We start from the raw sequence: 26,416 nt of genomic DNA, 5'->3' as shown, positions 1-26,416 counted from the left end.
TGCATCAACCAGGCATCAAGGGCAAATGCAGTCAGAACAATGTTCAGACAAATTTCCAGCCTATGGTTTCGCCGCCATTCAAAGGCACCAGCGTAGCGTTACCCATAGGTACTTCTGCCGGAACTTGCCATTCTTCGCGTTGCAAAGTGATGGTGCCGGTATTGCGTGGCAAGTTGTAGAAATCAGGGCCGTTGAAGCTGGCGAACTGCTCCAGTTTATCCAACGCATCCGCCTGGTCAAACGCCTGTGTGTACAGTTCCATCGCATGCAAGGCGGTATAACAACCAGCGCAGCCACAAGCGTGTTCTTTCAAGCCTTTCGCATGCGGTGCTGAGTCGGTACCGAGGAAGAACTTCTTGCTGCCGGAAATCGCTGCCGCAACCAAAGCCTGGCGATGCAATTCACGTTTCAATACCGGCAGGCAGTAGTAATGCGGACGGATACCGCCCTTGAACAATTCATTGCGGTTGTATAGCAAGTGGTGCGCGGTAATCGTTGCGCCGACATACTGATCTGCCTCGGCCACATACTGCGCAGCATCCTTGGTGGTAATGTGTTCAAACACTACTTTCAGTTCCGGCATATCGCGACGCAAAGGCTTCATCACGCGGTCGATGAACACGGCTTCACGATCGAAGATATCGATGGCCGGATCAGTCACTTCACCGTGTACCAGGAAAGGCATGCCGACTTTCTGCATCATTTCCAGGGTTTTATAGCATTTGGCCAGGTCGCTGACACCGGCATCCGAATTGGTGGTGGCACCCGCCGGGTACAGTTTCACTGCGTGTACCACACCGCTTTCCTTCGCGCGCTGGATTTCTTCCGGCGGCGTATTGTCGGTAAGGTACAGCACCATCAGCGGCTCGAATTGCATGCCGGCTGGCAATGCCGCCAGGATACGGTCACGATAGGCGACGGCCTGTGCGGTCGTGGTGACCGGCGGCTTCAGGTTAGGCATGACGATGGCGCGGGCAAACTGGCGCGCAGTATCGGGCAGGACCGAAGCTATCGTTGCGCCATCGCGCAAATGCAGATGCCAGTCGTCTGGACGGGTAATGGTGATGCTGGAAGGACGATTTGTAGCGGAAGTAGTGGTCATGGCGGCTCTTTCTTGGGACTGCCGCTATTTTACCCGTTCGTCCCGAAAAAAAGCCGCCCCGGCCTTACGGCGGGACGGCTACGGGGCAAAAAGTCCGTATCAGTGAATAATTTTGGCCAGGAAGTCGCGCGCCCGGTCCGAGCGGGTCGTGCCAAAAAATTCATCTTTTGTGCAATCTTCAACTATCAGGCCTTTGTCCATGAAGATCACGCGGTTCGCCACCTTCTTGGCGAAAACCATTTCATGCGTCACCACCATCATGGTCATGCCTTCTTGCGCCAGACCCACCATCACGTCCAGCACTTCATTAATCATTTCCGGATCCAGCGCCGAGGTCGGCTCATCGAACAACATGGCTATCGGGTCCATCGACAGCGCACGTGCAATCGCGACCCGTTGCTGCTGACCACCGGAGAGCTGGCCCGGGAATTTATCCTTATGCGCAATCAGGCCAACCCGATCGAGGTACTTCAGGCCGCGCTCGGTTGCATCCGGCAAGCTGCGCTTCAAGACCTTGACCTGTGCCAGCGTCAGGTTTTCGCTGATGGACAGGTGCGGGAATAATTCAAAGTTTTGAAACACCATGCCTATGCGCGAACGCAGGCCGGACAGATTGGTTTTTGGATCACCTACCGAAATGCCATCCACCGTAATGCTGCCCTGCTGGAACGGTTCCAGGCCGTTGACGGTTTTGATCAGTGTGGACTTGCCGGAACCAGACGGACCGCACACCACCACCACATCGCCTTTGGCGACCTGGGTCGTGCAATCGGTCAACACCTGGAAATTTCCGTACCACTTGCTCACGTTGTCCATAGCTATCATGTTGTTGTCCTTATCGAATGATGGCAAACCGTTTTTGCAGCTGCTTGACCAACGTCGAGAGTGCAAAACTGAGCACGAAATACACGACGGCGACAAACAGGTACATCTCAACTACGCGACTGTCACGCTGCGCAACCTTGACCGCAGCACCGACAAAGTCAGTCACGTTCAGCAGTGATACCAGCGACACGTCCTGGAACAGCACGATGGTTTGCGTCAGCAAGATCGGCAGCATGTTGCGGAAAGCTTGTGGCAGGATCACCAGTTGCATCGATTGCTTATAGGTCAGTCCCAGCGCATATCCTGCATTCACCTGCCCTTTGGAAATACTCTGTATCCCGGCGCGCATGATTTCGCAAAAGTAAGCCGCCTCAAACATGATGAAGGTGATGTAGGCCGAGCGATCCGCCCCCAGCTGCACCGGCCGTTCGGCTCCCGTGATCTTCTGCAGGACGATAGGCATCAGGAAGTAGAACCAGAAGATCACCAGCAGCAATGGAATTGAGCGCATCAGATTCACATAAGCGGCAGCGATCAGGGACAAGGTCTTGTTGCTGGACAGGCGCGCCATCGCCAGCAAGGTGCCGAAGGCGACGCCACCCAATGCCGCAACGACTGTCAACTGCAGCGTGTACTGCAAGCCCGACAGCAAATACGGCCAGGTGCGCGTGATGATTTCGAAATCAAGATCACCCATGTTTGCCTCCCGCGATATAGCCAGGGACAGCAAGGCGACGTTCAACCAGGGCCATCAGACGATTCGCCGTCATCGCGATGACCACGTAAATCACGGTAGCCGCGCCGAACGCTTCAAAGTAACGGAAGGTCATCTCACCCATCTCCCGCGTACGGAAGAAGAGTTCAACCAGACCGATCGAATACGCGACCGCAGTATTCTTGATCAGGTTCATCAGCTCGGAAGTCAGCGGCGGAATGATGATCCGATAAGCCATGGGCAGCAGCACATAGCGATATGTCTGCGACGTGGTCAAACCCAGCGCATAACCAGCATTACGCTGGCCACGCGGCAAGGCCTGGATACCGGAGCGCACTTGCTCGGCGATACGTGATGAAGTGAAGAAACCGAGACACACGACTGCTGTCACGAATTGATGCTCGGTCGGATCCAGCGTAATGACCCACGCCTTCACCGCCGGTACGATGCCCGGTATCACGAAGTACCAGACGAAGAATTGCACCAGCAAAGGGATGTTGCGGAACAGTTCGACGTAAGCACCGCCCAGACGTACCAGCCAGCGCTTCTCGCTGGTACGCGCGACGCCCACTATCGAACCGACCACGAAGGCGAATATCCATGCAAAGAAAGCCACTGCCAGGGTCCAGCCCAACCCTGACAGCAAGCTTTCTATCCACGTGCCGTCGCCATCAGGCACCTGCTCCAGAAAGATTCCAAGATCCATGCTGCCGCTCCCTTAGCTGATTGCTTATCTAGCTTATTAGCTATGCTCGCATGTACTGCGTTATACGCCCTTGTCGTTCGGATTCTTGAATGCTTCCTCGATAGGCGGCGTCATCGGGAAGTTGATGTTCAAGCCTTTAGGTGGAATCGGAGTGGTGAACCATTTGGCGTAGATTTTATTGATCTCGCCAGATTTCATGACTGTACCTATCGATTTATCCACCAGCGCCTTGAACTGCGGATCGTCTTTGCGCAGCATCATGCTGTATGGCTCCTGGCTCAGCGATTCCGGCAGGATCTTGTAATCCGACGGACGCTTGGAGTTGGCGATCTGCCCGGCCAGCAAGATGTTATCCATCACGAAGGCAACGGCCCTGTCATCGGCCATCAGCAGGAAGGCTTCGGCGTGATCCTTGCCGTAGATTTCCTTGACCTGGATGTTTTCAGTTTTCTTGTAGCCCTTCAGCAGCGGTACCGAAGTCGTGCCGGAAGTGGTGGAGATCGTCTTGCCGTTGAGGTCGGCCAGCGTGTTGATATTCGACGATTTTTTGACAGCTGCAGTTACGTTGATCACGAAGTAACTAGGGCCGAAGGAAACCTGTTCCTGACGAACTTTGGAATTGGTAGTGGAGCCGCACTCCAGATCGATAGTGCCGTTACGCAACAAAGGAATGCGATTGCTGGAAGTCACCGGTTGCATCGCCACCTTCAGGTTAGGCAGCTTGAGGTCGGCCTTGACGGTATCGACGATCTTCATGCAAAGGTCGATCGCATAACCTATCGGTTGTTGCTTGTCATCAAGAAACGAAAACGGAATCGATGATTCGCGATAACCGATGGTGATGGTATTCGTATCCTTGATCTTCTTCAGCGTGCCGCCGAGGTCCTGCGCCTGCACTGTCACAAACGAGCTGGCCATCAGCCCCGCTCCAGCAGTCACTACAAGTAATTTTTTCAGATTCATGATGTCTCCTTGAGGCATATCATCAGTTTTTAAAGTATCTGGCAAATTTCAGGCCAGCTCATTTCGTCATCAACGCCTGCTAATTCATACGGCAGATTTCCAGACTATGCAGCTACGGCTTTAAGGATACAAGCCACGCATTTCGCGCGCCTGTAATACACGCGTACATGCCACGATAAAGGCCGCCGTACGCAAAGAAACTTTCTTCTCTTCCGCCAGCGCCCATATCGCGGCAAAGGCTTCCCGCATGATGCGGGTCAGGCGCGAATTGATCTCATCTTCAGTCCAGAAGAAGCTGGAGAAATCCTGCACCCATTCAAAATAGCTGACCGTCACGCCGCCTGCATTTGCAATCACGTCCGGTACCAGCAATATACCCTTGTCATGCAGGATATCATCCGCTTCCGGCGTGGTCGGACCATTCGCACCTTCGAGTACGATGCTGGCGCGGATTTGCGCGGCATTGTCGCGGTCGATTTGCTGTTCCAGTGCAGCAGGCACCAGAATGTCGCACTCCAGGCCCCAGAAACGGGACGCATCCTCCAGTTGCTCGGCCTCGGGAAAACCGGCCACGCTGCCATTTTGTGTCACATAAGCCTGCAAGGCGGGGATATTCAGGCCGCTGCTGCGCACCACGGTTGCCGCATGATCCTGCACCGCCACCACCTTGGCACCAGCCTCGGCAAACAGGCGCGCTGCGACACCACCAACGTTACCAAAGCCTTGCACCGCAACCCGCGCACCCTTGATTTCCAGCCCGCGTTTGACCGCCGCTTCGCAGCCGACCACAAACACGCCACGACCCGTCGCTTCATGCCGTCCCAGGCTGCCGCCCAGTGAAACCGGCTTGCCGGTCACGACGCCGGATGCGGTACTGCCCTGGTTCATCGAATAGGTATCCATCATCCACGCCATGATTTGTTCATTGGTGTTGACGTCGGGCGCGGGTATATCTTTGGTGGGGCCGATGATGATATTGATTTCGCTGGTATAGCGGCGCGTCATGCGTTCCAGCTCGGCTTTGGAGAGCGTCTTCGGATTGACGCGTATGCCGCCTTTCGCACCGCCATACGGCACATTCACCGCTGCATTTTTGATCGTCATCCAGGCTGACAGTGCCATCACTTCAGACAGGCTCACATCCTGATGGAAACGCACACCGCCCTTGCCCGGGCCGCGCGAGGTATTGTGCTGGACCCGGTAACCTTCAAAGTGCGCAACCGTGCCGTCGTCACGTTCGATAGGGACATCGACGATAAGGATGCGCTTGGGTCGCTTCATGGTTTCGACCCAGCGCGCCAGCGAGCCGAGGTAAGGCGTAACGCGGTCGATTTGCTCCAGATAAACACCCCATGCCCCGATGTCGGGCGGTGTCAGGTAAGACGGTACTGCGTGCGGACTGGACATGCGGGCGCTCCTATATTTACCAAGCAGTGCCATACGTCATGGCGACAAGCATCAGAAACAGGACAGCGAAACCTGCGATGCATACAAGGCTAATGCAGGCAGGCTACAAGCAAGTTACAGGATTATGCAGGCAATTTATTCTAATCTCTTATCGCCCGCATGAGTAATGATCTGAACTGAATCTTTCTTATAGAGCGCGCCGCTCCTATGGAGTTCCATCCAGGCGGCAGAATCTCAATACAGGTCGAACGGCAATTTGGCGGCTGCCTTATCGTCACCCTCGCCCGCCTCGCCGTCAATGCCGTCTGGCGACGATGCCAGTGCGTCGTCCGGCCGGGCTTGCTGGCGCATCCACATTTGCGCATACGCGCCATCCGCCGCCAGCAATTGCATATGCGTACCGCGCTCGATAATGCGACCGCGATCCAGCACCAATATCTGCGCGGCGTCAGCAATCGTTGACAGGCGATGCGCGATGATCAGGGTGGTACGGTTTTGTGCGATTTCCTTGAGCTGCGCCTGGATCGCCTGTTCGGACTTGGAATCCAGCGCGGAGGTCGCTTCATCAAAAATCAGGATAGCCGGATGCTTGAGCAAGGTACGGGCGATCGCCACACGCTGCTTTTCACCGCCGGATAATTTCAAGCCACGTTCGCCGACCATGGTGTTGTAACCGTCCGGCAAGGATTCAATGAATTCATGGATGTAAGCGGAACGCGCAGCAGCCACGATATCGTCATGGCTCGCACCCGGTTTGCCATAGGCAATATTGTAGGCAATCGTGTCGTTAAACAGCACCGTATCCTGCGGCACTATGCCTATTGCCTGGCGCAATGAGGCCTGCGTCACATCACGCACGTCCTGCCCGTCTATCAGGATCGCTCCCTGGTTCACATCATAGAAGCGGAACAGCAAACGCGATAGCGTCGACTTGCCGGAACCGCTATGCCCGACCACCGCTGTAGTAGTGCCCGCGGCGATGGTGAAGTCGACGTCGAACAGGATCTGGCGCTTCTCTTCATAGCTGAAATCGACATGCGAGAAACATACTTCCGCGCCCTGCGTCACCAGTGCCTGGGTATCCGGCTTATCCGCGATTTCCTTATTCTGATCCAGCAGCGAAAACAGGCGCTCCATATCGGCCAGGCTTTGCTTGATCTCGCGATAAATCACACCGAGGAAATTCAGCGGTATATACAGCTGGATCATGAAGGCATTCACCAGCACCAGATCACCCAGCGTCATGGTGCCTGCGATCACACCTTGGGTCGCACGCCACAGGATGAGCGTCACTGCAATGGCGATGATGCTGGATTGTCCTGTATTCAGCAGCGATAGCGAAGTCTGCGATTTGACTGCCGCAGTTTCGTAGCGCTTCAAGCCTTCATCGTAGCGTTGTGCTTCGTAATCTTCGTTACCGAAATACTTAACCGTCTCGTAATTGATCAATGAATCGATGGCCTTGGTATTCGCCTTGGAATCCAGGTCATTCATGGTGCGCCGGAAGTGGGTACGCCATTCGGTAACGATGACTGTGAAGGCGATATAGCTGACCAGTGCCACGCCGGTTATAACGGTGAACCAGATATCGTAATGCAGCACCAGGTAGCCGAGTACCAGCAGGATTTCGATCAGCGTCGGCAAGATGCTGAACAGCGTGTATGAGATGAGCGAAGAGATGCCTTTGGTACCACGCTCGATATCACGCGTCATGCCGCCGGTCTGGCGATTCAGGTGGAAGCGCAGTGACAGTGCATGCAGATGGCGGAATACTTTCAGCGCGATGGTACGCACTGCGCGCTGCGTGACCTTGGCAAATGTATATTCACGCAGCTCGGTAAATAAAGTCGTCGACAGGCGTAACGCACCATAAGCGAGCAATATCCCGACCGGCAATACCAGCATCGCCTGCGTACTGCCGGGCGCTATCGTCAGGCTATCGATCAGGCGCTTCAATACCAGCGGTACACCGACGTTGGCCATCTTCGCACCGATCAGGAATGCGAGTGCCAGTCCGACCCGCCATTTGTAGGTCCACAAATACGGAATCAGGGTCTTGAGCGTGCTCCAGTCACTGCGATTGCTGACAGATGAAACAGGCTCGGATGGGACGGAATGGCGGCGCATAGGTAAGGTTTGCTCAGATAGTTTATGCTTCGGGTTCCGGATTGTAGCCGTTAATAAAAATAGACACAGAACGAAAAATAAACACAGAACGTCACTACGGAACTTTATCGACAGAAATCATCCTCAGGAGACAACATGGCAAGCGAACACCACACAGACCTGCCCGCAGGCAAAATTCCACAGATGCGGGTAGTCCCCATGCCGAACGACGCCAATATGCACGGCGACGTTTTCGGCGGCTGGATCATGTCGCAGGTCGATCTGGCAGGAGCAGTCTGTGCCACACGCCGCGCCAATGGCCGCGTCGTCACCATTGCGGTGAACTCATTCTTATTCAAACATCCGGTATTCGTCGGCGACCTGCTATCTATCTATGCCGAGATCGTCAAGGTCGGCAATACCTCGATTACCGTGAATGTCGAATGTTATGCAGAACGCAATCGTCTGGAAGTGGAAATCGTGAAAGTAACGGAAGCGACGCTGACTTATGTCGCAACCAATGCTGATCGCAAACCACGCCATTTGCCACCAGCGATCCCGCCGCATAAATAAAATTAATACAAGCTGGCACGACCATAAACAAGTAGTGCAGTAGTTACAAAACATCATGCGCCATTCCCGTCACTGGGGTTATGGCGCATGTTTTTTAGTCAGCTCGTTTTTATCTCGTCGCGCAATTCACGGCGCAGGATTTTGCCGACATTAGACTTCGGCAATTCGGTGCGGAACTCGATGGACTTCGGTTTCTTGTAACCGGTGAACTGCTCCTTGCAATACGCCATCAGCTCAGCCTCGGTCAGTGCCGGATCACGCCGCACGACGAAGAGTTTGACAGCCTCGCCGGTGTGCTCATCCGGTACACCTATGCAGGCACACTCCAGCACGCCTGGATGTGCTGCGACCACGCCTTCGATCTCGCTCGGATACACATTGAAGCCGGAGACCAGGATCATGTCTTTCTTGCGATCGACGATTTTGGTAAAACCGCGCTCATCCATGATGCCGATATCGCCCGTCTTAAAGAAGCCATCCGCCGTCATAGCCTGCGCAGTCTCATTCGGGTTGTTCCAGTAACCCGCCATCACTTGCGGCCCGCGGATCGCAATCTCGCCTGCACTGCCATGCGGCACTTCGTTTTCGTTACTGTCTATGATCTTCAGTTCAGTCGACGAGACCGGCAAGCCGATAGTCCCTGTGAATTCATTGGTGGTCGGTGGATTCGCCGTAGCCGTTGGTGAAGTTTCCGACAAACCATAGCCTTCGCAAATCGCGCAGCCAGTCAATTTTTTCCATTTATCGTTGACCACCTGCTGCACCGCCATGCCGCCGCCGTTACATAGCTTCAGTTCCGAGAAATCGACCTTGGCGAAATCCGGATTGTTCAGCAAGCCGTTGTACAAGGTATTCACCGCAGGCAGAAAGTGCACCTTGTACTTCATCAATTCCTTGATGAAGCCAGGGATGTCGCGCGGATTCGGGATCAGCAGATTCATCACACCCAGATGGGTACCCAGCATGCCGCAAGTGGTCAGCGCGAAGATGTGATACAGCGGCAAGGCGCAGACAAAGATCAGCTGTTTATCTTTAGGCAGTGTATTGAGCACTGGCGAAATCCACGCTTCGTTCTGCAATACATTGGCGATGATATTGCGATGGGTCAGCATCGCGCCTTTGGCAGTGCCGGTCGTACCACCTGTGTACTGCAGGAAAGCGAGATCCTGATGTGTCAGCGTCGGGCGTTGCAAGGTCATGCCTGCAGCCTGGCGCAATACATCCTTGAACTGCACCGCTTGTGGCAGGGAATAAGCAGGCACCATTTTCTTCACATGGCGCACTACGAAATTGACGATGCCACCTTTCAGCCCGCCAAACAAATCGCCCATGGTCGCGACGATCACATGCTTGACCTGTGTGCTGGCGATCACCTTCTCCAGTGTGGCAGCAAAGTTTTCCAGGATGATGATGGCTTCCGCGCCGGAATCGGTCAGTTGGTGCTCGAGTTCACGCGGCTTGTACAGCGGGTTCACATTGACGATCACGTAACCGGCACGCAGGACGGCGGCGATGGCGATCGGATATTGCAAAACGTTGGGCATCATCAGTGCGATACGCGCACCTTTTTGCAAACCCAGGCTTTGCAACCACGCGCCGACTTCGGCGGAAAGATGATCCACCTCACGATAGGTAAGGGCTTTATCCATGCATACGCACGCGTTGCGATCTGCATATTTCTGGAAGGATTCATCCAGTAATTCAACCAAGGAACCGTAACGTGCAGGATCGATTTCTGCCGGTATGCCTGCTGGATATGACTTGAGCCAAAACTTGTCCATCTCCACCTCTATTCTTTTTTGTGGTTAGAGTGATTGCCCGCTGATTTTGCTTGCATGCTGCTTTAGCTATTGCACATGGACCCATTTAAGGCCACTGCTCACTATGCTGCCCAGATAGCCTGATGCTATCGGGCAGAGCGAGGATGTGCAAGCACTTTGATGACGCCTGCCTCAGCGTCCGCCTGCCTCTGTATGCGATACCTGCGGCAAAGCCGCGGCCAGGCTGGCCAGCCGCTGGTCACGCTGCATCTTGTCCTGCTGCGCCAGGGCAATGACGGCACGGTAAAAGCCGGTGAAATTCTGCTGCTCCCGGAGCAAGGCACGGAACGCCGGTACCTGGCCGTTATAGGTCGCGACCGATACCAGATGGGCATTCGTCAGGCCTTGCGCAAACCAGCGATCATAGGCGGCATAACCGTTCCAGCTTGCTTTCAATTGTTGATAATCGTCCTGCAACGCAGCAAATATCTCCTGCTTGGCCTTGCGCTTGGCTACATCAGTGCGATCCGACGCGTAGTTCTCGACCAGCTTTTTCCGGTATTGAATCAGGAGCGCGAGGAATTGCTGCTTGCGCACCTGTGTCGTCAGATAGGCCTGCCGCGCCTTTTCATCACCATGACGTGCAAGCCAGCGATCCACCCCCGCCTCCTCTACCGCCGTCGCAAACGATTCATTGAATTGCGTATCGCCCTGCACATACACCACCTGGTGTGCCAGTTCATGGATCATCAGGCGCGCTACCTCGGCATCCGGATAGTTGATAAAGCTAGACAGCACCGGGTCCTTGTACCAACCCAGCGTTGAATAGGCAGGCACACCCATCACCTGCACGTCATGACCGGAAGCACGTAATTCAGAGGCAAAGGCCTGCGCATCGGCCTCGCTGTAGTAACCGCGATAGCTGACGCAACCAGCAATAGGAAAACACCATTGCAAAGGCTGCATCGATAACTCAGGCGTCGCCACCACATTCCACAAAGCATAAGGCCGCTTCAGGTCGGCATACTTTTGATAGGTCCCGTTATCCGGCAAGGCCAGCTCATCGACTGCGAACTGGCGGATTTGATTCGCCAGCATCAGACGTTGCCGCAGCTTCGGTGCCAGCTCAGGATCCAGCAATAAATCATCTATCGGCTGCGCCGCTGCCATCAAAGATGATTGGCCGTGTGTCGCCTGCGCGTAGTAGCTCAGCTGCGCACATCCGCCCAGTAGCAGCAAGGCACCCAGCAGCAGGCCCGCGCGCCAGCGTGACCAGGGAGCAGCAAGCGATGTGCGGGATATATTCATTTTTCCTATTCGTTCTTACAAAATCGCATATGCAGCCAGCTGCGCCGGATTTTTTTGCTGCATCTATTCTATTACGCCTGCTGCCCCATTACGCAGGCAGCCTAGTTGGCGTAAGATAGGGCACTCTTGCTGCAAGAATATCCATCCTTGTTGCAAGACAAAACCACTGCAGCACTAGCGCGCAGGAAAGTGGAGACGCCATGAAGTTGATCGACCCCATCATTCAGTTTCACAACGAAATCCAAGCGATACGTCGTGAAATCCATGCTCATCCCGAGCTTTGCTTTGAAGAACACGATACCGCCGAACTGGTCGCCAAAAAGCTGACCGAATGGGGCATACCCGTCGTCCGTGGCCTCGGCGTCACCGGCGTGGTCGGCATCCTGAAAAACGGCAACAGCCAGCGCGCAATCGGTTTGCGTGCCGATATGGATGCACTGCCGATACTGGAACTCAACACTTTCGCGCACGCATCAAAAAACAAGGGCAAGATGCACGCCTGCGGTCACGACGGTCATACCGCTATGCTGCTGGGTGCCGCGCATTATTTGTCGCAGAACAAGAATTTCGACGGCACGATTTACCTGATCTTCCAGCCGGCAGAAGAAGGCGGTGGCGGTGCCAAGCGCATGATGGATGAAGGCCTGTTCGAAAAATTCCCGATGGAAGCCGTATTCGGCATGCATAACTGGCCCGGCATTCCGGTCGGTCACTTCGGTGTGACACCTGGCCCGATGATGGCGTCCAGCAATGAATTCGAAGTCGTGGTCAGCGGCAAAGGCGCGCATGCCGCGCAGCCGCACAAAGGCATAGATCCCATCATGGTGGCGGTGCAGATCGCACAAAGCTGGCAAACCATCATCACGCGCAACAAGAGTCCTATCGATGCGGCAGCATTGTCGATCACGCAAATCCATGCCGGCAGCACCACCAACGTGATTCCGGATGATGCGACGCTGGTTGGTACGGTGCGCACCTTTGATCTGAAAGTACTGGATTTGATAGAGAACCGCATGCGCGCCATCGCTGAGCATACGGCAGCAGCATTCGATGCCAAGGTCAGCTTCAACTTCAAGCGCAATTATCCGCCGTTGATTAATCATGCGAAGGAAACTGCATTTGCGGTGGAGGTGTTGCAAGGCATAGTCGGTGCCGAGCATGTGGATGCGCAGGTAGAACCAACCATGGGCGCCGAAGACTTTGCGTTCATGTTACAGGGCAAACCCGGCTGCTACGTATTCATCGGTAACGGCGAAGGTGATCACCGCTCAGCCGGACACGGACTGGGGCCATGCAATCTGCACAACCCCAGCTATGACTTCAATGATGATTTACTGCCGATAGGCGCGACCTACTGGGTACGCCTGGCAGAAAGCTTCCTCAAGAACTAAGGCAGCACACCGGTCGCGCAGCATCACACTGCGCGACCGGCATAAGCTAAGACAGCAAGGCCACGACCTGCTGGCCATAGCTCACCAGATAACCACCGTGCTGCTGTTGCCAGGCACGCGCAGTTGGCATATCGGGAAACCAGTTCTTCTCGTAGTCGCCAAACATACCCAGCTCCAGCCGATAACGATCCAGCACTGCCGCAGACATGCTGTCTATGCTGTGCTTGCAGACTTCCCATGCCGGGAACTCCAGTTCCCGTGCCAGCATGTGCAACACGTGTTTCAGCTGGATGGATGCGCGCACCGCATACAGATCGGTCACGCGCAATTCGGGCATGACTTGCGTCGCAATAATGCGGCGCAGTACCGGCAGGGTTTTAAGCGGCTCGTCCGCTCGCGCCTGACGCAACAAGCGACGCGCATACCTGCGCAGGAAATCACTGTTACTGAGATTGTTGTTGTAGCCATCGGTATCAGTCACGCCGACAGCAAGAGATGTAGACCACATAACGTTCCTTTCATATTGTCGTTTCTCGCTACGACATCAAGGTTTAAACGCTAGTGCTAACTTGTGATTTATCCGAACTGGAAAATGACAAACTACAGGTGCATCGGCTTTTGCGAGAGCGGGCCTCCTGTCAGACCCGCGCCTATTTTAACGCAAAATTCTCGTCATGTTTTTCATCGGCCGAAAGTTTGATGTCGCCATACCACGCTTCAACAGTCTCGCCGGTGTTGTCGGTATCGGTCAGAACACCGATAGCAATCAGCTTGCCTGGCTTCTCACCAAATGCTTTTTCATAATCGGCAACAATGTTGCGCGTGAAGCTATGCCATTCACCAACGCCGGAGGCACCGGTTTCCGCGACCACCATCTTCACGCGATTGCTGCGGGTATTGGTAATGATGGTATCGACCGGCGCCTTGCGTCCCCAGATATACATCAGGGTGGCATACGGCACGTCACGTCCGGTGACCAAGCGCGCGGTTTCAAACATGATCTGGTCAGCGAAGGGCAAGCTGTCCTTATCGCCATCGAAACCGAGGATGATGCGCGCCGGTGAATCTTCCAGGCCACGATCAAAATTATTTGCCTTTTCTACCAGGCCGCTGATGCGCCAGCGCCAGCTCAAATGCGATTCCAGCAAGGGATCAATATCCACTTTCTGCATCAGGCCGGATGCGGCTGCGACTGCGCGTGCATGCAATACGGTCTGGCCCTCATCCTCGACCAGATTGTATTCGGTGAGCTTCTTGGTGCGATTGATAATCATCGGCTCCCAGCGCTCAGGCAAGCCGCTTCCTGCATTCACCGAGAATGGCAGTATCTTCCCCTCTGGAGTATAGGCAGCGGTATCGCCGCTCTTCGGCAGTTGTGCACATGCAGTGAGCAGGGACAGCAAAATAAGTGTGGAAAGTAATTTCATATGCATATGGTCATGACCATGCACCTTGCGATGCATGGCAAATACTTGTCGCCTGCTCTGGGAAATCCCGACCGCTTAAGCTTTGCCGGGCTTCATGTGTTGTATCGTATAAATGCTGCGCTCACTATCATCGTCAGCATCAACCGTCGCTGTGCCATCCGCGACAAACTGCCAGCGCATTTTATGATATTTCGCGACACTTTCGCGATGCGCGACGCTGACTATTACGGCGTCTGGCAATTCTTGCAATATCAATTGATAAACAAGTTCTTCTGTTTCCGTATCCAGCGCACTGCTGGCTTCATCCAGGAACAAGGCATCCGGCCGTGTCAGCAAGGCGCGTACAAAGGCGAGACGTTGTTGCTCACCCGGCGACAGGCGCTGACTCCAGTTGTCACTGTGATCAAGGAATTTCTTCATGTGTGACAATTTGCACAAGTCGAAATAGTGCTTGATTGCCAGATCGGTATAGGTATTTTCACTCGCAGGATAAGCAACCGCGGCACGCAGCGTCCCTATCGGCAAATAACTCTTCTGCGGCAGGAACAACAGCTTCCACTGCTGCGGCACTTCTATGCTGCCTGCACCATATGGCCAGACACCGGCGATCGCGCGTATCAGCGTCGACTTGCCGCAACCGGAAGGGCCTGCCACCAGGATGCGCTGCCCGGCCTGGATATCGGCGGTCTGTTCTTTCGTCAGCGCCGGGCCACTCGGCACATTCAGTATCAAGCGATCTATCAGGATAGCGCCCACATTATTCGCGGTGACCAGCACGCCTTCGCGTTCTTCATGCGCTGCATCCACGGCGGCATGGAAGCCAGCCAGACGATTGACGCTGGCCTTCCATTCGGCAAGATCGCTGAAAGCCGAGATAAACCATGACAGCGCCCCCTGCACCTGACCGAAAGCGGAGCTGATTTGCATCAGGCCACCCAGCGTAATCGCACCGGAAAAATAACGCGGTGCCGCCATCAGGAAAGGGAAGATATTCGCGAACTGCGAGTAGAAAGTAGAGACCAGGTTCAGGCTTTTGGTGGTGCGCATGATGCCCCACCAGTTGTCACGTATGCGCTGGAAGCGCCCGCCCAGTTGCGCAGCCTCTTCGGTCTCGCCACGATACAAGGCGACAGCCTCGGCATTTTCACGCACCCGTATCAGGCCGAAACGGAAATCCGCTTCAAAGCGCTGACGGAAATAGTTTTTCGAAACCAGCGGCCAGCCGACCCAGCCCACTACCAGCGAACCAACACCGGCATACGCAATCGCAAACCACACCATGTAACCAGGTATCGTGATTTCCTGTGATGCGAGCATGAAAGAAATCGGCCCACTGACCGACCACAGGATGCCGATGAAAGAAATCAGCGTCACCACACTGGAGAGCAAACCCAGGGTCAGCGACAGTGTTGCAGACGTCAACAAATTCAAATCTTCGGCGATACGCTGATCCGGGTTATCAGCGGTACCGGTCTGCTCGATCCGGTAATAGGCCTGATGCTGTAACCAGCGATCCATATACTGTCGCGTCAACCACATGCGCCAGCGCATCTGCAATGACTGCGTCAGGTAAATACGATAAATAGCGACTGCGATGAAGGTAAAGGCGAGATAGCTGAAGCGCCACAACTGCTCGGTAAAGACTTTGTAATTCTTGGTTTCCAGCGCGTTATAGAACTCGCGGTTCCAGGTATTGAACAAGACTTCGAGGTAGACCGCCGCCAATGCCAGCGCCACGATGACGAACAGTAAGCCGCGCGCCTTCCATTTTTCTTCCGAGACCCAGTATGGCTTGATGAGTTGCCAGACGGCGCGCCAGTCTATACGTTGTTTAGGCATGAGTGAGCAGTATTAATGCATTGCTAAAAGCGATGGGACTGACAACATCAACTTGGATATGTCGGCCCGGTTATCCATAGACCGGGCCTGAGCACATATGTTCAAAAATACTTGTACAGGAATGCCGCTTCTGGTTTAGCCCGGCAACTGGTCTGCCTGCTGCCCCAGGCGCAAGCCCGGATTTTCCTGTTCCAGCGCCAGCAACACGGCAGACTGATCCGCTTGCGGTGCTTCCTTCAATACCTGCTGATAATTCTGTGTCACCAGTTCCGTCACCGGCAAACGCAGTCCGGCATTGTTCGCTGCGATCAACACGTTTTCCAGATCCTTGAACTGACTCTTCACCTGGCCACCCGGCATGAAGTTACGATCCAGCATGCGCTGACCATGCACCTCGAGGATGCGGCTTTCGGCGAAACCGCCACGGATCGCTGCGCGTACCGCGGTCGGGTCCGCACCACCAGCTTGCGCCAGCAACAAGGCTTCCGCCACGATATTCAGCGTACCGCCAACAATCAGCTGATTGCACAGCTTGGCGATCTGACCACAACCGGCAGGCCCGACCAGGGTAGGACGACCCATCACGGTCAGCACCGTTTGCGCGTCGGCGAAGTCGTCTGCGCTACCACCTGCCATGATGGCGAGGGTACCGGCTTCGGCACCGACCACACCACCCGAGACCGGCGCATCGATAAAGCGCACGCCTTGCGCTGCCAGTTTGGCATGCACTTCCTGCGCTTCGGACTGACGGGTCGAGCTCATATCCACCACCAGTGCACCACGCTTCAGGCCCGGGATGGCCGCATCCACCACTTGCGCCACGATAGGTCCGGCTTCCAGCATGGTGATGACGATGTCCGCACCCATCACTGCATCCGCCACCTGTTCCGCCACCTTGGCACCCAGCGGCGCCAGCTCATCGGCCTTGCTGCGGGTACGGTTCCATGCGGTCAGTTGGTAACCTGCCTGCAGCAGGCGGGTCGCCATCGGTTTGCCCATCAGGCCTATGCCGAGGAAAGCGATGACCGGTTTCGATGCAGATTGCTTCAATTCAAACTCCTTTATGCACAAGATTTTCACTGCATAATGGCGCATACACCACCTAAAAAGCAACTGCCATGTCGACCCACAATATCCAGCCCGTCCTGCCCATCCGTATGCAATTGGGTGAATGCCCTTTATGGCACGCAGCAGAGGCTGCCCTGTACTGGATAGACATCGATGGTCGCGCCGTGCATCGCTATATTCCGGCGAGCGGCGCGCACCAGCAGTGGGACATGCCGTCCGAACCGGGCTGTATCGCGATTCGAGCCGCAGGTGGCTTGCTGGTCGCCTTGCGTTCCGGCCTGGCCGCGCTCAACACCCGTAGCGGTGAACTGACGCCAGTTGCCGATGCGCCGTATGACCCAAGCACCACCCGCTTCAACGATGGCCGTTGTGATGCCGCCGGTCGCCTGTGGGTAGGCTCGATATATGAACCGCGCGATCATGCACATGCCGCACTGTATTGCATAGAGCGTGACGAGATCAGCGACAGCGGCAAGCGTGCCACCGTCTCCAACGGCGTCGCCTTCAGCCCGGATAACAAAACCCTGTATCACGCCGATACCACCACCCACCGCATCTTTGCCTATGACTACGATGTGCGCACAGCGGCACTGGGTGGCAGTCGCGTGCTGCACCAGTTCTCTACCGACAAACTGAATAACTATGGCGGTCGTCCTGACGGTGCGGCGGTGGATAGTGAGGGTAACTACTGGTGCGCCATGTATGAAGGCGGACGCCTGCTGCGCCTGTCACCGCAAGGCAATATCCTGTCCGAAATCACGCTGCCGGTACGCTGCCCGACCATGATGGCATTCGGCGGTGACGACTTGCGCACGCTCTACATCACCACCGTCAGCAAGAACCGCCCGGCGGCAGAGCTGGAGCAATATCCTTTATCCGGCAGCCTGCTCAGCGTGCGCGTCGACGTCGCCGGCCTGCCCGAACATGTCTATCTCGCCTAAACCTGCATAACGCTTACGATGAGCAAATTCATACTCGCTATCGATCAAGGCACTACCAGTTCGCGTGCCATCCTGTTCAATCACGAAGGTCATATACACGGCCTGGCGCAGCAGGAATATCCGCAGATTTTCCCGGAGCCGGGCTGGGTGGAACATGATGCGACGGCGATCTGGAACAGCCAGCTGGCAGTGGCACAGCAGGTATTAAAAGAGCACGACCTCAAGGCAGCCGACATTGCCGCGCTCGGCATTACCAATCAGCGTGAGACTACCGTCATCTGGGATCGTAAAACCGGCATACCGATTGCAAATGCCATCGTCTGGCAGGACCGGCGTACCGCAGCGTATTGCGACCAGCTACGCGCCGATGGCAAAACGGAGCTGTTCCAGCACAAGACCGGGCTGATACTGGACTCTTACTTCTCTGGCACCAAAGTGAAATGGCTGCTGGATAACATCCCCGGTGCACGCGCAAAAGCAGAACGCGGTGAACTGGCTTTCGGCACGATAGACAGCTGGCTGATCTACAAATTATCCGGCGCGCATCTGACCGATAGCAGCAATGCTTCGCGCACGTTAATGTTCAACATCCACACGCAAGCATGGGATGAAGAGTTGCTGACCATCCTCGGCATCCCTCCGTCCCTGCTGCCGGAAGTTGTCACCAGCAGCGGTGTGGTCGGCCATACCCATGCTGAGTTATTCGGCGCACCGATTGCCATCGCTGGTATCGCCGGAGATCAGCACGCGGCAACCTTCGGCCAGGCCTGCCACCAACCCGGCATGGCGAAGAACACTTACGGTACCGGTTGCTTCATGTTGCTCAATACCGGTGCGCAAGCGATACGTTCACAAAACAATTTGCTCACCACCATAGGCTGGGCACTGGAAGCAGAAGGCGCACGCCACACCAGCTATATGCTGGAAGGCAGTGTCTTCATGGGTGGCGCCATCGTGCAGTGGTTGCGTGATGAACTCGGCATCATCCATCGCTCGGCTGATGTCGAAGCGTTAGCGACCAGCGTGCCGGATAACGGCGGCGTGGTATTCGTTCCGGCCTTCAGCGGACTTGGTGCACCCTACTGGGATTCCTATGCACGCGGCACCATACTCGGCATGACACGCGGCAGCAACAAGGCACACATCGCGCGCGCGGCGCTGGAAAGCATCGCCTACCAAAACGTGGACTTGCTGGATGCGATGCAAAAAGATGCGCAACTGGCGCTACAGGAATTGCGTGTCGATGGCGGTGCATCGCGTAATGATTTGCTGATGCAATTCCAAGCCGACATTTTGAATGTGCCGGTCGTGCGCCCTGTCGTGACGGAGACTACCGCACTGGGTGCGGCCTACCTCGCCGGGCTGGCAGTCGGATACTGGAGTTCACAGCAAGAAATCACTGCACAATGGAAAATGGATAAGCGCTTCGAACCCGGCATGTCCGCTGACGAACGTGAACACAGGCTGCACACCTGGCATAGAGCAGTCGAACGTGCGCAGGCATGGGAAAGTAAAGACTAGTTCTTAAGCCGCAAGCGCCAGCTTTTTACGCAAACGTATCTTCCAGCGTTTGACGCCACCGCGTTCCAGTTCTTCTTCCGCACCATCCGCTTTATAGCCGAGCTTTTCATAAAAACGCAGCGCGCGCTGGTTATCGCGCAGCACCCACAAGATCGTGCTGGGTGACGGTGGCAAGGCCTGCTCTATCGCCTGCATCAGCTCCCCGCCCACACCCTTATCCCAATACTCGGGCAAGACATAGATCGCCTGTACCTCGGATGCACCGACAGCATCGGCATCTATGCTCAGTCCACCCGAGACCCAGCCGGTTACCAATCCACTTTCTTCGGCGAAGAAGGTAAGGCCGGGATTATTGGCCAGCTGTTCGCGCCATGCAGCGACCCGTCGCTCCACCGATAGATTGGCGAGAAACTCGGCGGGGAAAATTTCGGCATACGCGGTTTGCCATGTGCGTACATGGATGGTCGCTATCGCTTCCGCGTCTGCTACCGTCGCCTTGCGTATCACTGCTCCACCTTGGCGGCTTCCGCTTTCTCCCGCGCCTCTTGCTGTTCCTTTTCCGCTGCTATCCAGGCCGCATCCGGCACCGTACCATTCAGGTAGTAGTCACCGATCGCACGTTCGCGGAAGATCGCCGGATTATGCGAAGCCGCGGTACGCGCATTACGCCAGTGACGGTCGAGACGACGTGTTTCACTAGTAGCCGATGCACCACCAACTTCAAACAGCAAAGTACTGGCTTGCAGCACCAGGTCGATGACAACTTGCTGCGCCTGGAAGGCCTTGATCTCGGTATCGACATACAATGCTTCATCGGCAGTATCCGCCAGCCGCGCCAGATGCACTTCATCCAGCGTACGTGCGATCCCTTCAACTATCGTATCGGCCGCAAACGACAAGCTCGCGAGACGACCCACCACCCGTTGCACCAAAGGATCTTCACGCGGGCTGGACGCACCCAGCACACCGAATGCACGTGTCTTGCGTTGTACGAAAGCGATGGCATCACGCTTGACCGCACGACCTACACCGGCGATCGATGCCAGCAAAATTAATTGCAGGAAAGCCTTTTGATAAGACTGCGCATAGCTATCCTTGCCGGTTAAACGGCGATTGATATGTTCAGGCAGAATTTCGACCTGTTCAAAAATAGTCGTGCCGCTACCCGTCATGCGCTGACCGAAACCATCCCAGTCATCGATGCGTGTCACACCTGGCGCTGTCGCTGGCAGCGACACGCTTACGCGTTCTTCGCCATCCACCACCGATGCAACTATCCAGTCCGCATAGATGGTGCCGGTGCTGTAATACTTCTTACCGTTCAGGAACCACTTGCCATCTTCCTGCTTGATGGTGGCACTGGTGCCAGTTACTTCGGTCAGCTCCGCCATTGCGTAACCGATGAGTGCACCTTCAACGATTTTCGGGAACCAGAATTCACGTACCGATTCGTCGGTGTGGTTGATGCGGCTTTCGAGGAAGGCGAAGTGTCCACGCAATAAATGCGACACATTGGAATCCGCTTCTGCCAGCTCCACCAGCAAACGAAAGAATTGCGAGATCGTCGCGCCGAAGCCGCCGTATTTGAGCGGAATGCGAACGCGTCCAAAGCCTGCGTCACGCAACCAGCGCACTGCCTCATACGGCAGCTCACGCTCCTGTTCGCGGCGTACTGCATCTTCCGCGATACGTGCAAAGATAGGACGGAAGCGAGCAGCGAGCTCTTCGTAAGTCGGACTGGCAGCAGCTTTGGTTTCCAGATGATGGATAGTGGCGGTAGCGGTATTAGTCATGATGTTTGCTTCTTTTAAAAATGGTGGGCCGGTGCTCGCACACGGCAATCAAATCAATTTATTTATGTAGCGCGTACGCGTGGATCGATCAGGCTGTACAGGATGTCGACCACGATGTTGACGATCACGTAGATGAAAGCCGCCAACAAGGTGATACCAAGCACGATGGGTACGTCCTTGCTGCTGGCAGCGTCCAGCATCAGACGCCCTACGCCTTGTCGTGCGAACAGCAACTCAACCACGACGGCGCCGCCGAGCAGGCTGGCAAAAACAAAGCCGGACAAGGTCACCAGCGGAACCAGTGCGTGACGCAAGGCATGGCGCAGGCGCACACCTGCATCCGACATGCCACGAGCCCGCGCAGTCAGGATGAAAGGCTGCTCCAACACGTCCTCCAGTTCTTGCCGCAAGACTTGCGTCAACACGCCAACTACAGGCAATGCCAAAGCAATCGTTGGCAATACCAGCGCACGCCAGCCTTGCGAACCGGATGGCGGGAACCAGTGGAAGTAAAACGAAAACAGCAGCAATAAGAGGATGCCGATCACAAACGATGGTGCGGACGTAACCGTCAATTCCACGCCGGAGACCAGCGACCGTATCCACGGTGCACGCCGTGCCGTCAGCAATGCGATCAGTACTGACAAGACGATGGACAAGACCCCGGCACTCAAGGCCAGTTGCACAGTCGCGCCCAGTTGCTGGGTCACCGCCTTCAGTACCGGTATGCGCAGACGATAGGATTCACCGAGATCACCTTTGGCAAGTCGGGCGATGTAGTTGCCGTACTGCGTCAGCAAAGGATCATCGAGTCCGTACTCACGTCGCACTTGCGCCAGCACTTCAGCAGTCGGCATCGCATCCGGCCCGCCGACGATCGCCAGCGCGGTATCACCCGCGGTGATATTGATCGCAATAAAGGTGAGTGTCGCTGCGCCCCACAGTACGCCGAGGCCAGCCAGCAAACGCCACAGGATGCGCTTGAGAGAAATCATGATCCCTCCTTGTCGAGCCAGACGCCGATGAAGAGCGGCGTGTTATGCGAAGTATCGAAAATCACGCCTTTCACATTGCTGCGATAGGCAATCATATGGATGCTTTCGTACGACGGCACCGCTGGCACCAGCTCGGTCAGGCGCCGTTGTGCCTGGCTGTACAGTGCTTTCAGCTCAACCGGATCGCTGGATCTGCGCGCACGGTCCAGCGCATCGTCCAATTCAGGATCACGCAGGCGCGAGCTGTTTTGTCCGATCAGCTTTTCGCTGGCGATCGAGTTGCTGTGATACAGGATGTACAAACCATCCGGTGTATTCGTATGCCAGTAGCCGCCACCCAGTGCCTGGTAATCACCGGCATAGCGCTTGTCGGTCGCTACCGCGGTCGGCACCACATCGATATTCAATTCAAACCCGACCTTGCGGGCATCGGACTGGATCGCCACTGCCACGCTATTCGGGAAAGCCGGATTCTCGGTGATCAGCAAAGTAGCTGACAGGCGTTGACCATCCTTGACGCGATAACCTTTGTCATCCCGCGCTGTCCAGCCAGCCTGATCGAACAAGCGATTCGATTCGGCCACGTTGTAAGCGAGGGCATCCTTGAACGACGGATCGTAGTAACGCGAATTCGCCGCGAGGAAATCACCCTTGGGCGCGTATTCACCGAAGCCGGTGATCCAGGCTACGCCTTCGCGGTCTATGGCCAGTGCCAATGCCTTGCGCACCTGCACATCGTTGAATGGTGCTTTTTCTACATTCAGTGTCAGGCTGCGGAAAGGATTGCCTTTGCGTACCCGACTATGAAAGCGCAGATTCGGATCGGCACGTATTGCCTTGGCATTTTGCGCAGGTGCATCCAGTGTGAAATCGGATTGGCCGCTTTGTAGCGACGAGTAACGGATCATCGCTTCCGGCACAAAGCTCAGCTCTATGCGATCCAGATAAGCCGGCCCCTGATGCCTGACTACCGGCGGCGCCCAGTTGTAGTCCGCGCGCTTGACGAAGTTTGCACCTTGCGCCCGGACATAGCTTTCCAGTACGAAAGGGCCTGAGCCGATCGGATGTTCTGCGATCGACTTTGGGTTTTCCTTAATCTGCTTCGGCGAAATCATGCCCAGCCAGGATTGTGCCAGCACATCGAGGAAAGGCGAGTATGGCTCACTCAGTGTGGCTTCAAACGTGTATTCATCAACGATGCGACCACGCTGATACGGACGGATATACGCTGCTGCCAGCGGTGACTTGGTTTTCGGATCCCGCATATGTTCGAGATTCACCAGTACCGCTTCCGCATTGAAACGCACGCCATCGCTGAAGGTCACGTCATCGCGCAAATGGAAGGTATAGGTTTTTCCATCCGGTGAAATGTCCCATGACTTGGCCAGCCATGGTGAGATGTTCCCTTGTTCATCCTGATACACCAGCCCGTCATACAGTATGCGTCCCAGCCACTGCACGTTGCCGTGCGAGATGGCGTGGACGTCGAAGGTTGAGGTGTCGAGGGCCACCGTCGCACGCAAGGTGCCGCCCGGTTTCCCTGCACTCTGCTGGTAATAGTCAGTCGCTGCATAACTCAGTTGCCCGTCACGCAGGATCGCACTGCCGGTCACATCTCCTGCGCCCTGACTTGCAGTTTTCTCACTATCACCTGAAGAGCAGGCGCCCAGGATGCAAGCGCCTGCCAACAAGCTGATACGTAAAAGCGTGTTCAGCAAAGATCGTAGTTCAACGCCTTTGTCTATCCGTATCATATTCACCAGCCCTTCATTTATTACATGTAAAGATCAATTAAAAACGGTAAGACGCACCGGCAAATGCACCGAAGCCATCACCGACATACACGGCACCGGTGTTATCCAGACCGCGCAAGTTGTACTGCGGACTGATCGCCGAGGCATACGCCTTGTCGGTCAGGTTGCGCAGATCGAGGAACAGGCTCCACTTGCCACCCGGCTGTTCATAGCCGACCTTGGCACCAAAGATGGTGTAGCTCGGTGCTGCCAGCGAGTTGGCATAGTCCAGCCAGGTTTTCGCCGAGTAACGTGCATTCACACCGACGTAGAAACCGCTCGGATGCTGATATTGCAGTTCCGCCGTGTAGACATGCTTAGGCAGGCCAGGCAATTCGTTGGCACCGTAGACCGGATCTTTCTTGTAGTGGAAGTCGTTATAGGTATAGGCCTGGCGCAAGACGACGTTGTCACCGCCCTTGCCTTTCCACAGACGCGCATCCAGACCTGCTTCCAGACCCTGGTGTACGGTCGGCGTAGCGTTACGCTTCTCGGTATCGGTCGGGCCGCCACCCGGGATTTGTGCGGTCAGGAGTTCATTGCGGACTTCGGAGCGATACAGCGCAACGCTACCGCTGAAGGTGTCATTGCTGCCGCGCAAACCGATTTCAACAGTATTCGCTTTTTGCTCGGTCAGATTCTTCACTCCGATCTGTGTGGCAGTGGTGCCGGAACCGGTAAAGCCCCAGGTCACAGGCGGATCGATGGAGCGGCTGACGTTGGCAAAGGCCACCACTTTCGGTGCCAGCTCATAGCGCAAGCCGAGGCGCGGCGCCAGGTCCTGATGGTTGTAGGTCGTCGCTGCGTTATTGACCGGGATATCACCGTATAGCGTACGCACATCACGCCGTACATTCACCAGCGACAAACCGGAGGACAACCAGGTACGTGGATTCAGTTGCAACTCGTTGCCGACTGCCAGCACCGTATCGGACGAGCCGTCATACGTCGCGTACTTCTTCAGCGCGCGCGTAGTGCCGTTGTATGTTTTTACGCTGGAGTTGATCGCTTGCGTACGGGTGAAACTGACGGTGGTATCGCTTTGCAAACCAAACAATTGCTCACTACGCAGATAGCGCAACGAAGCATTGATGTCGCGCCAGGTCCAGAAGTTAGGTGTCGCCGCACTATTGATATTCAGGATTTGCGGATAGTCGTGATACGCGAGACCGAATTCAATTTTTGATACATCATCTATCGTATAAGTGGTTTTGCTACCGACGTAAGTCGAACCAGGCTTGGTGCCGTCATTGCGGCCAGTCACGGTCGCTGCCGTGGTCTGGCTGCTATCTGCCTTTAGCTGGGCCAGTGTGAGCAGTGCAGGATTTTGGTGATACTCCTCGCGGTAACGCAGGTAGAGACGTGTTTCCAATTGCGGCGTCAGGCGGAAACCGAAGTTACCGACGATGCCCTTGGATTCCACGTTGGTCCATTTCTGATAGCCACGGCGTTCGGAATTGGTCACGCTGACGTAGTAATCGGTATCTCCTGATTCCGTTACACCGCCTACGCTCAACTGCTGTTTGCGCCAGCCGAAACTACCTGCTTCAAATCGTCCGTACACGCCCGGCGAAGTACGTCCGGTATGCGTCGCCAGATTCAGCGCACCACCCAAAGCCAAGGCGCCATACTGGAAAGCATTCGCACCGCGCAACACTTCGGTGTAATCGATGCCCGACATTTCCAGCAATTCATAAGGTGTACCACCGGAGCCGGTCAGCGCCAGGCCGTCAAACAGGAATGAAGTACCTTCGCGGAACACACCGGCAGCAGTCGCAATACCGGAGCCGCGTATCGAAATCTTGATCGCATCATTACCGCCGGTAGCTTGCGCGAACACGCCCGGCTCGAAAGCCAGCACGTCTTCCAGCGTAGAGGAGCGGCCTTTTTCCACATCTGCGTTTTTCACCACGCTGACGTTGCCGGTCACATTCTCCAGCTTCACTTTGGCTTTCTCTGTGGTGGACAGCGCCTTGCCTTTGATGACGACGGTATCTTCAACCTGCGTCGTTGCTTCTTGCGCATACACCAGGCCGCTGGCGAGCCAGAACAGGACGGTGGCATGCAATAGTTTGGAACGTTGCCCGCGTGGGAAGACCGAAGCCACCAGGCGCGAAGTAATCCGGGATGGAGGAAGTGCGTGTTTCAAAATAACCCCTTAAGTAAAGCCTGACCAAGGTCAG

22 protein-coding genes are annotated in these 26,416 nt (G+C 55.5%); 4 read left to right on the top strand and 18 right to left on the bottom strand.

Features of this window, described 5'->3' with window-relative positions:
* Positions 1-43: 43 nt before the first annotated feature.
* From pyrC to IXC47_RS06885, 7 genes are all read right to left on the bottom strand, one after another.
* A complete protein-coding gene (pyrC, locus tag IXC47_RS06915; RefSeq protein WP_175626914.1) occupies positions 44-1,102 on the bottom strand; it encodes a dihydroorotase in 1,059 nt (352 codons plus the stop codon).
* A gap of 99 nt (positions 1,103-1,201) precedes the next feature.
* Positions 1,202-1,927, bottom strand: a complete 726-nt coding sequence (locus tag IXC47_RS06910; RefSeq protein WP_195875113.1) for an amino acid ABC transporter ATP-binding protein — start codon at positions 1,925-1,927, stop codon at positions 1,202-1,204.
* Positions 1,928-1,937: 10 nt separating this feature from the next.
* Positions 1,938-2,624, bottom strand: a complete 687-nt coding sequence (locus IXC47_RS06905; protein ID WP_175626913.1) for an amino acid ABC transporter permease — start codon at positions 2,622-2,624, stop codon at positions 1,938-1,940.
* Positions 2,617-3,348: an amino acid ABC transporter permease gene (locus IXC47_RS06900; RefSeq protein ID WP_175626912.1), complete on the bottom strand. Its 732-nt coding sequence runs from the start codon at positions 3,346-3,348 to the stop codon at positions 2,617-2,619. Before IXC47_RS06900 ends, IXC47_RS06905 begins: the two co-directional genes overlap by 8 nt.
* A gap of 60 nt (positions 3,349-3,408) precedes the next feature.
* Positions 3,409-4,311 (bottom strand): amino acid ABC transporter substrate-binding protein, encoded by a 903-nt coding sequence (locus tag IXC47_RS06895; RefSeq protein ID WP_370458630.1) that lies wholly within the window; start codon positions 4,309-4,311, stop codon positions 3,409-3,411.
* Between the two features lie 120 nt (positions 4,312-4,431).
* Positions 4,432-5,718: a Glu/Leu/Phe/Val family dehydrogenase gene (locus tag IXC47_RS06890; protein WP_175626911.1), complete on the bottom strand. Its 1,287-nt coding sequence runs from the start codon at positions 5,716-5,718 to the stop codon at positions 4,432-4,434.
* A gap of 234 nt (positions 5,719-5,952) precedes the next feature.
* Positions 5,953-7,845 carry an ABCB family ABC transporter ATP-binding protein/permease gene (locus IXC47_RS06885; protein WP_195875112.1) on the bottom strand — a complete coding sequence of 631 codons (1,893 nt, stop codon included), beginning with the start codon at positions 7,843-7,845 and terminating at the stop codon, positions 5,953-5,955.
* 135 nt (positions 7,846-7,980) lie between these two features.
* Between IXC47_RS06885 and IXC47_RS06880 the strand changes: the two genes are divergently transcribed.
* On the top strand, positions 7,981-8,397 hold the full coding sequence (locus tag IXC47_RS06880) for an acyl-CoA thioesterase (RefSeq protein ID WP_175626909.1): 417 nt from the start codon (positions 7,981-7,983) through the stop codon (positions 8,395-8,397).
* A 98-nt stretch (positions 8,398-8,495) separates the two neighbouring features.
* On the opposite strand, the gene IXC47_RS06875 is transcribed toward IXC47_RS06880, so the two are convergent.
* Together IXC47_RS06875 and IXC47_RS06870 are read right to left on the bottom strand one after the other, a co-directional pair.
* Complete coding sequence (locus tag IXC47_RS06875; RefSeq protein ID WP_175626908.1) at positions 8,496-10,178, bottom strand: long-chain-fatty-acid--CoA ligase; 1,683 nt, start codon at positions 10,176-10,178, stop codon at positions 8,496-8,498.
* Positions 10,179-10,349: 171 nt separating this feature from the next.
* On the bottom strand, positions 10,350-11,465 hold the full coding sequence (locus tag IXC47_RS06870; protein WP_195875111.1) for an aminopeptidase: 1,116 nt from the start codon (positions 11,463-11,465) through the stop codon (positions 10,350-10,352).
* A gap of 200 nt (positions 11,466-11,665) precedes the next feature.
* Here IXC47_RS06870 and IXC47_RS06865 point away from each other — a divergent pair, with 200 nt between their 5' ends.
* Positions 11,666-12,856 carry a M20 aminoacylase family protein gene (locus IXC47_RS06865; protein ID WP_195875110.1) on the top strand — a complete coding sequence of 397 codons (1,191 nt, stop codon included), beginning with the start codon at positions 11,666-11,668 and terminating at the stop codon, positions 12,854-12,856.
* A gap of 46 nt (positions 12,857-12,902) precedes the next feature.
* On the opposite strand, the gene IXC47_RS06860 is transcribed toward IXC47_RS06865, so the two are convergent.
* The 4 genes from IXC47_RS06860 to IXC47_RS06845 all read right to left on the bottom strand — a co-directional run bounded on the left by IXC47_RS06860 (position 12,903) and on the right by IXC47_RS06845 (position 17,172).
* Positions 12,903-13,364, bottom strand: a complete 462-nt coding sequence (locus IXC47_RS06860) for a hypothetical protein (protein WP_195875109.1) — start codon at positions 13,362-13,364, stop codon at positions 12,903-12,905.
* Between the two features lie 142 nt (positions 13,365-13,506).
* Positions 13,507-14,283: a DUF3047 domain-containing protein gene (locus IXC47_RS06855; protein WP_195875108.1), complete on the bottom strand. Its 777-nt coding sequence runs from the start codon at positions 14,281-14,283 to the stop codon at positions 13,507-13,509.
* Between the two features lie 75 nt (positions 14,284-14,358).
* Positions 14,359-16,122 carry an ABC transporter ATP-binding protein/permease gene (locus IXC47_RS06850; protein ID WP_195875107.1) on the bottom strand — a complete coding sequence of 588 codons (1,764 nt, stop codon included), beginning with the start codon at positions 16,120-16,122 and terminating at the stop codon, positions 14,359-14,361.
* Positions 16,123-16,257: 135 nt separating this feature from the next.
* Positions 16,258-17,172: an NAD(P)-dependent oxidoreductase gene (locus IXC47_RS06845; protein WP_195875106.1), complete on the bottom strand. Its 915-nt coding sequence runs from the start codon at positions 17,170-17,172 to the stop codon at positions 16,258-16,260.
* 68 nt (positions 17,173-17,240) lie between these two features.
* Between IXC47_RS06845 and IXC47_RS06840 the strand changes: the two genes are divergently transcribed.
* Together IXC47_RS06840 and glpK are read left to right on the top strand one after the other, a co-directional pair.
* Complete coding sequence (locus tag IXC47_RS06840) at positions 17,241-18,131, top strand: SMP-30/gluconolactonase/LRE family protein (protein WP_195875105.1); 891 nt, start codon at positions 17,241-17,243, stop codon at positions 18,129-18,131.
* 18 nt (positions 18,132-18,149) lie between these two features.
* The gene (gene glpK, locus IXC47_RS06835) at positions 18,150-19,652 is read left to right on the top strand and encodes a glycerol kinase GlpK (RefSeq protein WP_195875104.1); all 1,503 of its coding nucleotides are present in this window, start codon (positions 18,150-18,152) and stop codon (positions 19,650-19,652) included.
* 3 nt (positions 19,653-19,655) lie between these two features.
* Here glpK and IXC47_RS19470 read toward each other — a convergent pair whose 3' ends face one another.
* The 5 genes from IXC47_RS19470 to IXC47_RS06810 form a co-directional block, all read right to left on the bottom strand.
* On the bottom strand, positions 19,656-20,159 hold the full coding sequence (locus IXC47_RS19470) for a GNAT family N-acetyltransferase (RefSeq protein ID WP_195875103.1): 504 nt from the start codon (positions 20,157-20,159) through the stop codon (positions 19,656-19,658).
* A complete protein-coding gene (locus IXC47_RS06825) occupies positions 20,156-21,445 on the bottom strand; it encodes an acyl-CoA dehydrogenase family protein (protein ID WP_195875102.1) in 1,290 nt (429 codons plus the stop codon). Before IXC47_RS06825 ends, IXC47_RS19470 begins: the two co-directional genes overlap by 4 nt.
* Positions 21,446-21,507: 62 nt before the next feature.
* Complete coding sequence (locus IXC47_RS06820) at positions 21,508-22,440, bottom strand: ABC transporter permease (protein WP_195875101.1); 933 nt, start codon at positions 22,438-22,440, stop codon at positions 21,508-21,510.
* Positions 22,437-24,194, bottom strand: coding sequence for an ABC transporter substrate-binding protein (locus tag IXC47_RS06815; RefSeq protein ID WP_195875212.1), 1,758 nt, complete (start codon positions 24,192-24,194; stop codon positions 22,437-22,439). Before IXC47_RS06815 ends, IXC47_RS06820 begins: the two co-directional genes overlap by 4 nt.
* Positions 24,195-24,231: 37 nt before the next feature.
* Positions 24,232-26,382 carry a TonB-dependent receptor family protein gene (locus IXC47_RS06810; RefSeq protein WP_195875100.1) on the bottom strand — a complete coding sequence of 717 codons (2,151 nt, stop codon included), beginning with the start codon at positions 26,380-26,382 and terminating at the stop codon, positions 24,232-24,234.
* Positions 26,383-26,416: the final 34 nt, after the last annotated feature.

The sequence above is a fragment of the Herminiimonas contaminans genome, assembly GCF_015645465.1.
GTDB lineage: Bacteria > Pseudomonadota > Gammaproteobacteria > Burkholderiales > Burkholderiaceae_D > Oxalicibacterium > Oxalicibacterium contaminans.
The sequence above is the reverse complement of the archived record's forward strand: the minus strand, read 5'-3'. Positions and strand labels throughout refer to the sequence as shown.

Excerpts from the sequence above, each read along its gene's own strand:
- pyrC (WP_175626914.1), bottom strand. The coding sequence starts at position 1,102 with ATGACCACTACTTCCGCTACAAATCGTCCTTCCAGCATCACCATTACC.
- IXC47_RS06910 (WP_195875113.1), bottom strand. The coding sequence starts at position 1,927 with ATGATAGCTATGGACAACGTGAGCAAGTGGTACGGAAATTTCCAGGTG.
- IXC47_RS06905 (WP_175626913.1), bottom strand. The coding sequence starts at position 2,624 with ATGGGTGATCTTGATTTCGAAATCATCACGCGCACCTGGCCGTATTTG.
- IXC47_RS06900 (WP_175626912.1), bottom strand. The coding sequence starts at position 3,348 with ATGGATCTTGGAATCTTTCTGGAGCAGGTGCCTGATGGCGACGGCACG.
- IXC47_RS06895 (WP_370458630.1), bottom strand. The coding sequence starts at position 4,311 with ATGAATCTGAAAAAATTACTTGTAGTGACTGCTGGAGCGGGGCTGATG.
- IXC47_RS06890 (WP_175626911.1), bottom strand. The coding sequence starts at position 5,718 with ATGTCCAGTCCGCACGCAGTACCGTCTTACCTGACACCGCCCGACATC.
- IXC47_RS06885 (WP_195875112.1), bottom strand. The coding sequence starts at position 7,845 with ATGCGCCGCCATTCCGTCCCATCCGAGCCTGTTTCATCTGTCAGCAAT.
- IXC47_RS06880 (WP_175626909.1), top strand. The coding sequence starts at position 7,981 with ATGGCAAGCGAACACCACACAGACCTGCCCGCAGGCAAAATTCCACAG.
- IXC47_RS06875 (WP_175626908.1), bottom strand. The coding sequence starts at position 10,178 with ATGGACAAGTTTTGGCTCAAGTCATATCCAGCAGGCATACCGGCAGAA.
- IXC47_RS06870 (WP_195875111.1), bottom strand. The coding sequence starts at position 11,465 with ATGAATATATCCCGCACATCGCTTGCTGCTCCCTGGTCACGCTGGCGC.
- IXC47_RS06865 (WP_195875110.1), top strand. The coding sequence starts at position 11,666 with ATGAAGTTGATCGACCCCATCATTCAGTTTCACAACGAAATCCAAGCG.
- IXC47_RS06860 (WP_195875109.1), bottom strand. The coding sequence starts at position 13,364 with ATGTGGTCTACATCTCTTGCTGTCGGCGTGACTGATACCGATGGCTAC.
- IXC47_RS06855 (WP_195875108.1), bottom strand. The coding sequence starts at position 14,283 with ATGAAATTACTTTCCACACTTATTTTGCTGTCCCTGCTCACTGCATGT.
- IXC47_RS06850 (WP_195875107.1), bottom strand. The coding sequence starts at position 16,122 with ATGCCTAAACAACGTATAGACTGGCGCGCCGTCTGGCAACTCATCAAG.
- IXC47_RS06840 (WP_195875105.1), top strand. The coding sequence starts at position 17,241 with ATGTCGACCCACAATATCCAGCCCGTCCTGCCCATCCGTATGCAATTG.
- glpK (WP_195875104.1), top strand. The coding sequence starts at position 18,150 with ATGAGCAAATTCATACTCGCTATCGATCAAGGCACTACCAGTTCGCGT.
- IXC47_RS06825 (WP_195875102.1), bottom strand. The coding sequence starts at position 21,445 with ATGACTAATACCGCTACCGCCACTATCCATCATCTGGAAACCAAAGCT.
- IXC47_RS06820 (WP_195875101.1), bottom strand. The coding sequence starts at position 22,440 with ATGATTTCTCTCAAGCGCATCCTGTGGCGTTTGCTGGCTGGCCTCGGC.
- IXC47_RS06815 (WP_195875212.1), bottom strand. The coding sequence starts at position 24,194 with ATGATACGGATAGACAAAGGCGTTGAACTACGATCTTTGCTGAACACG.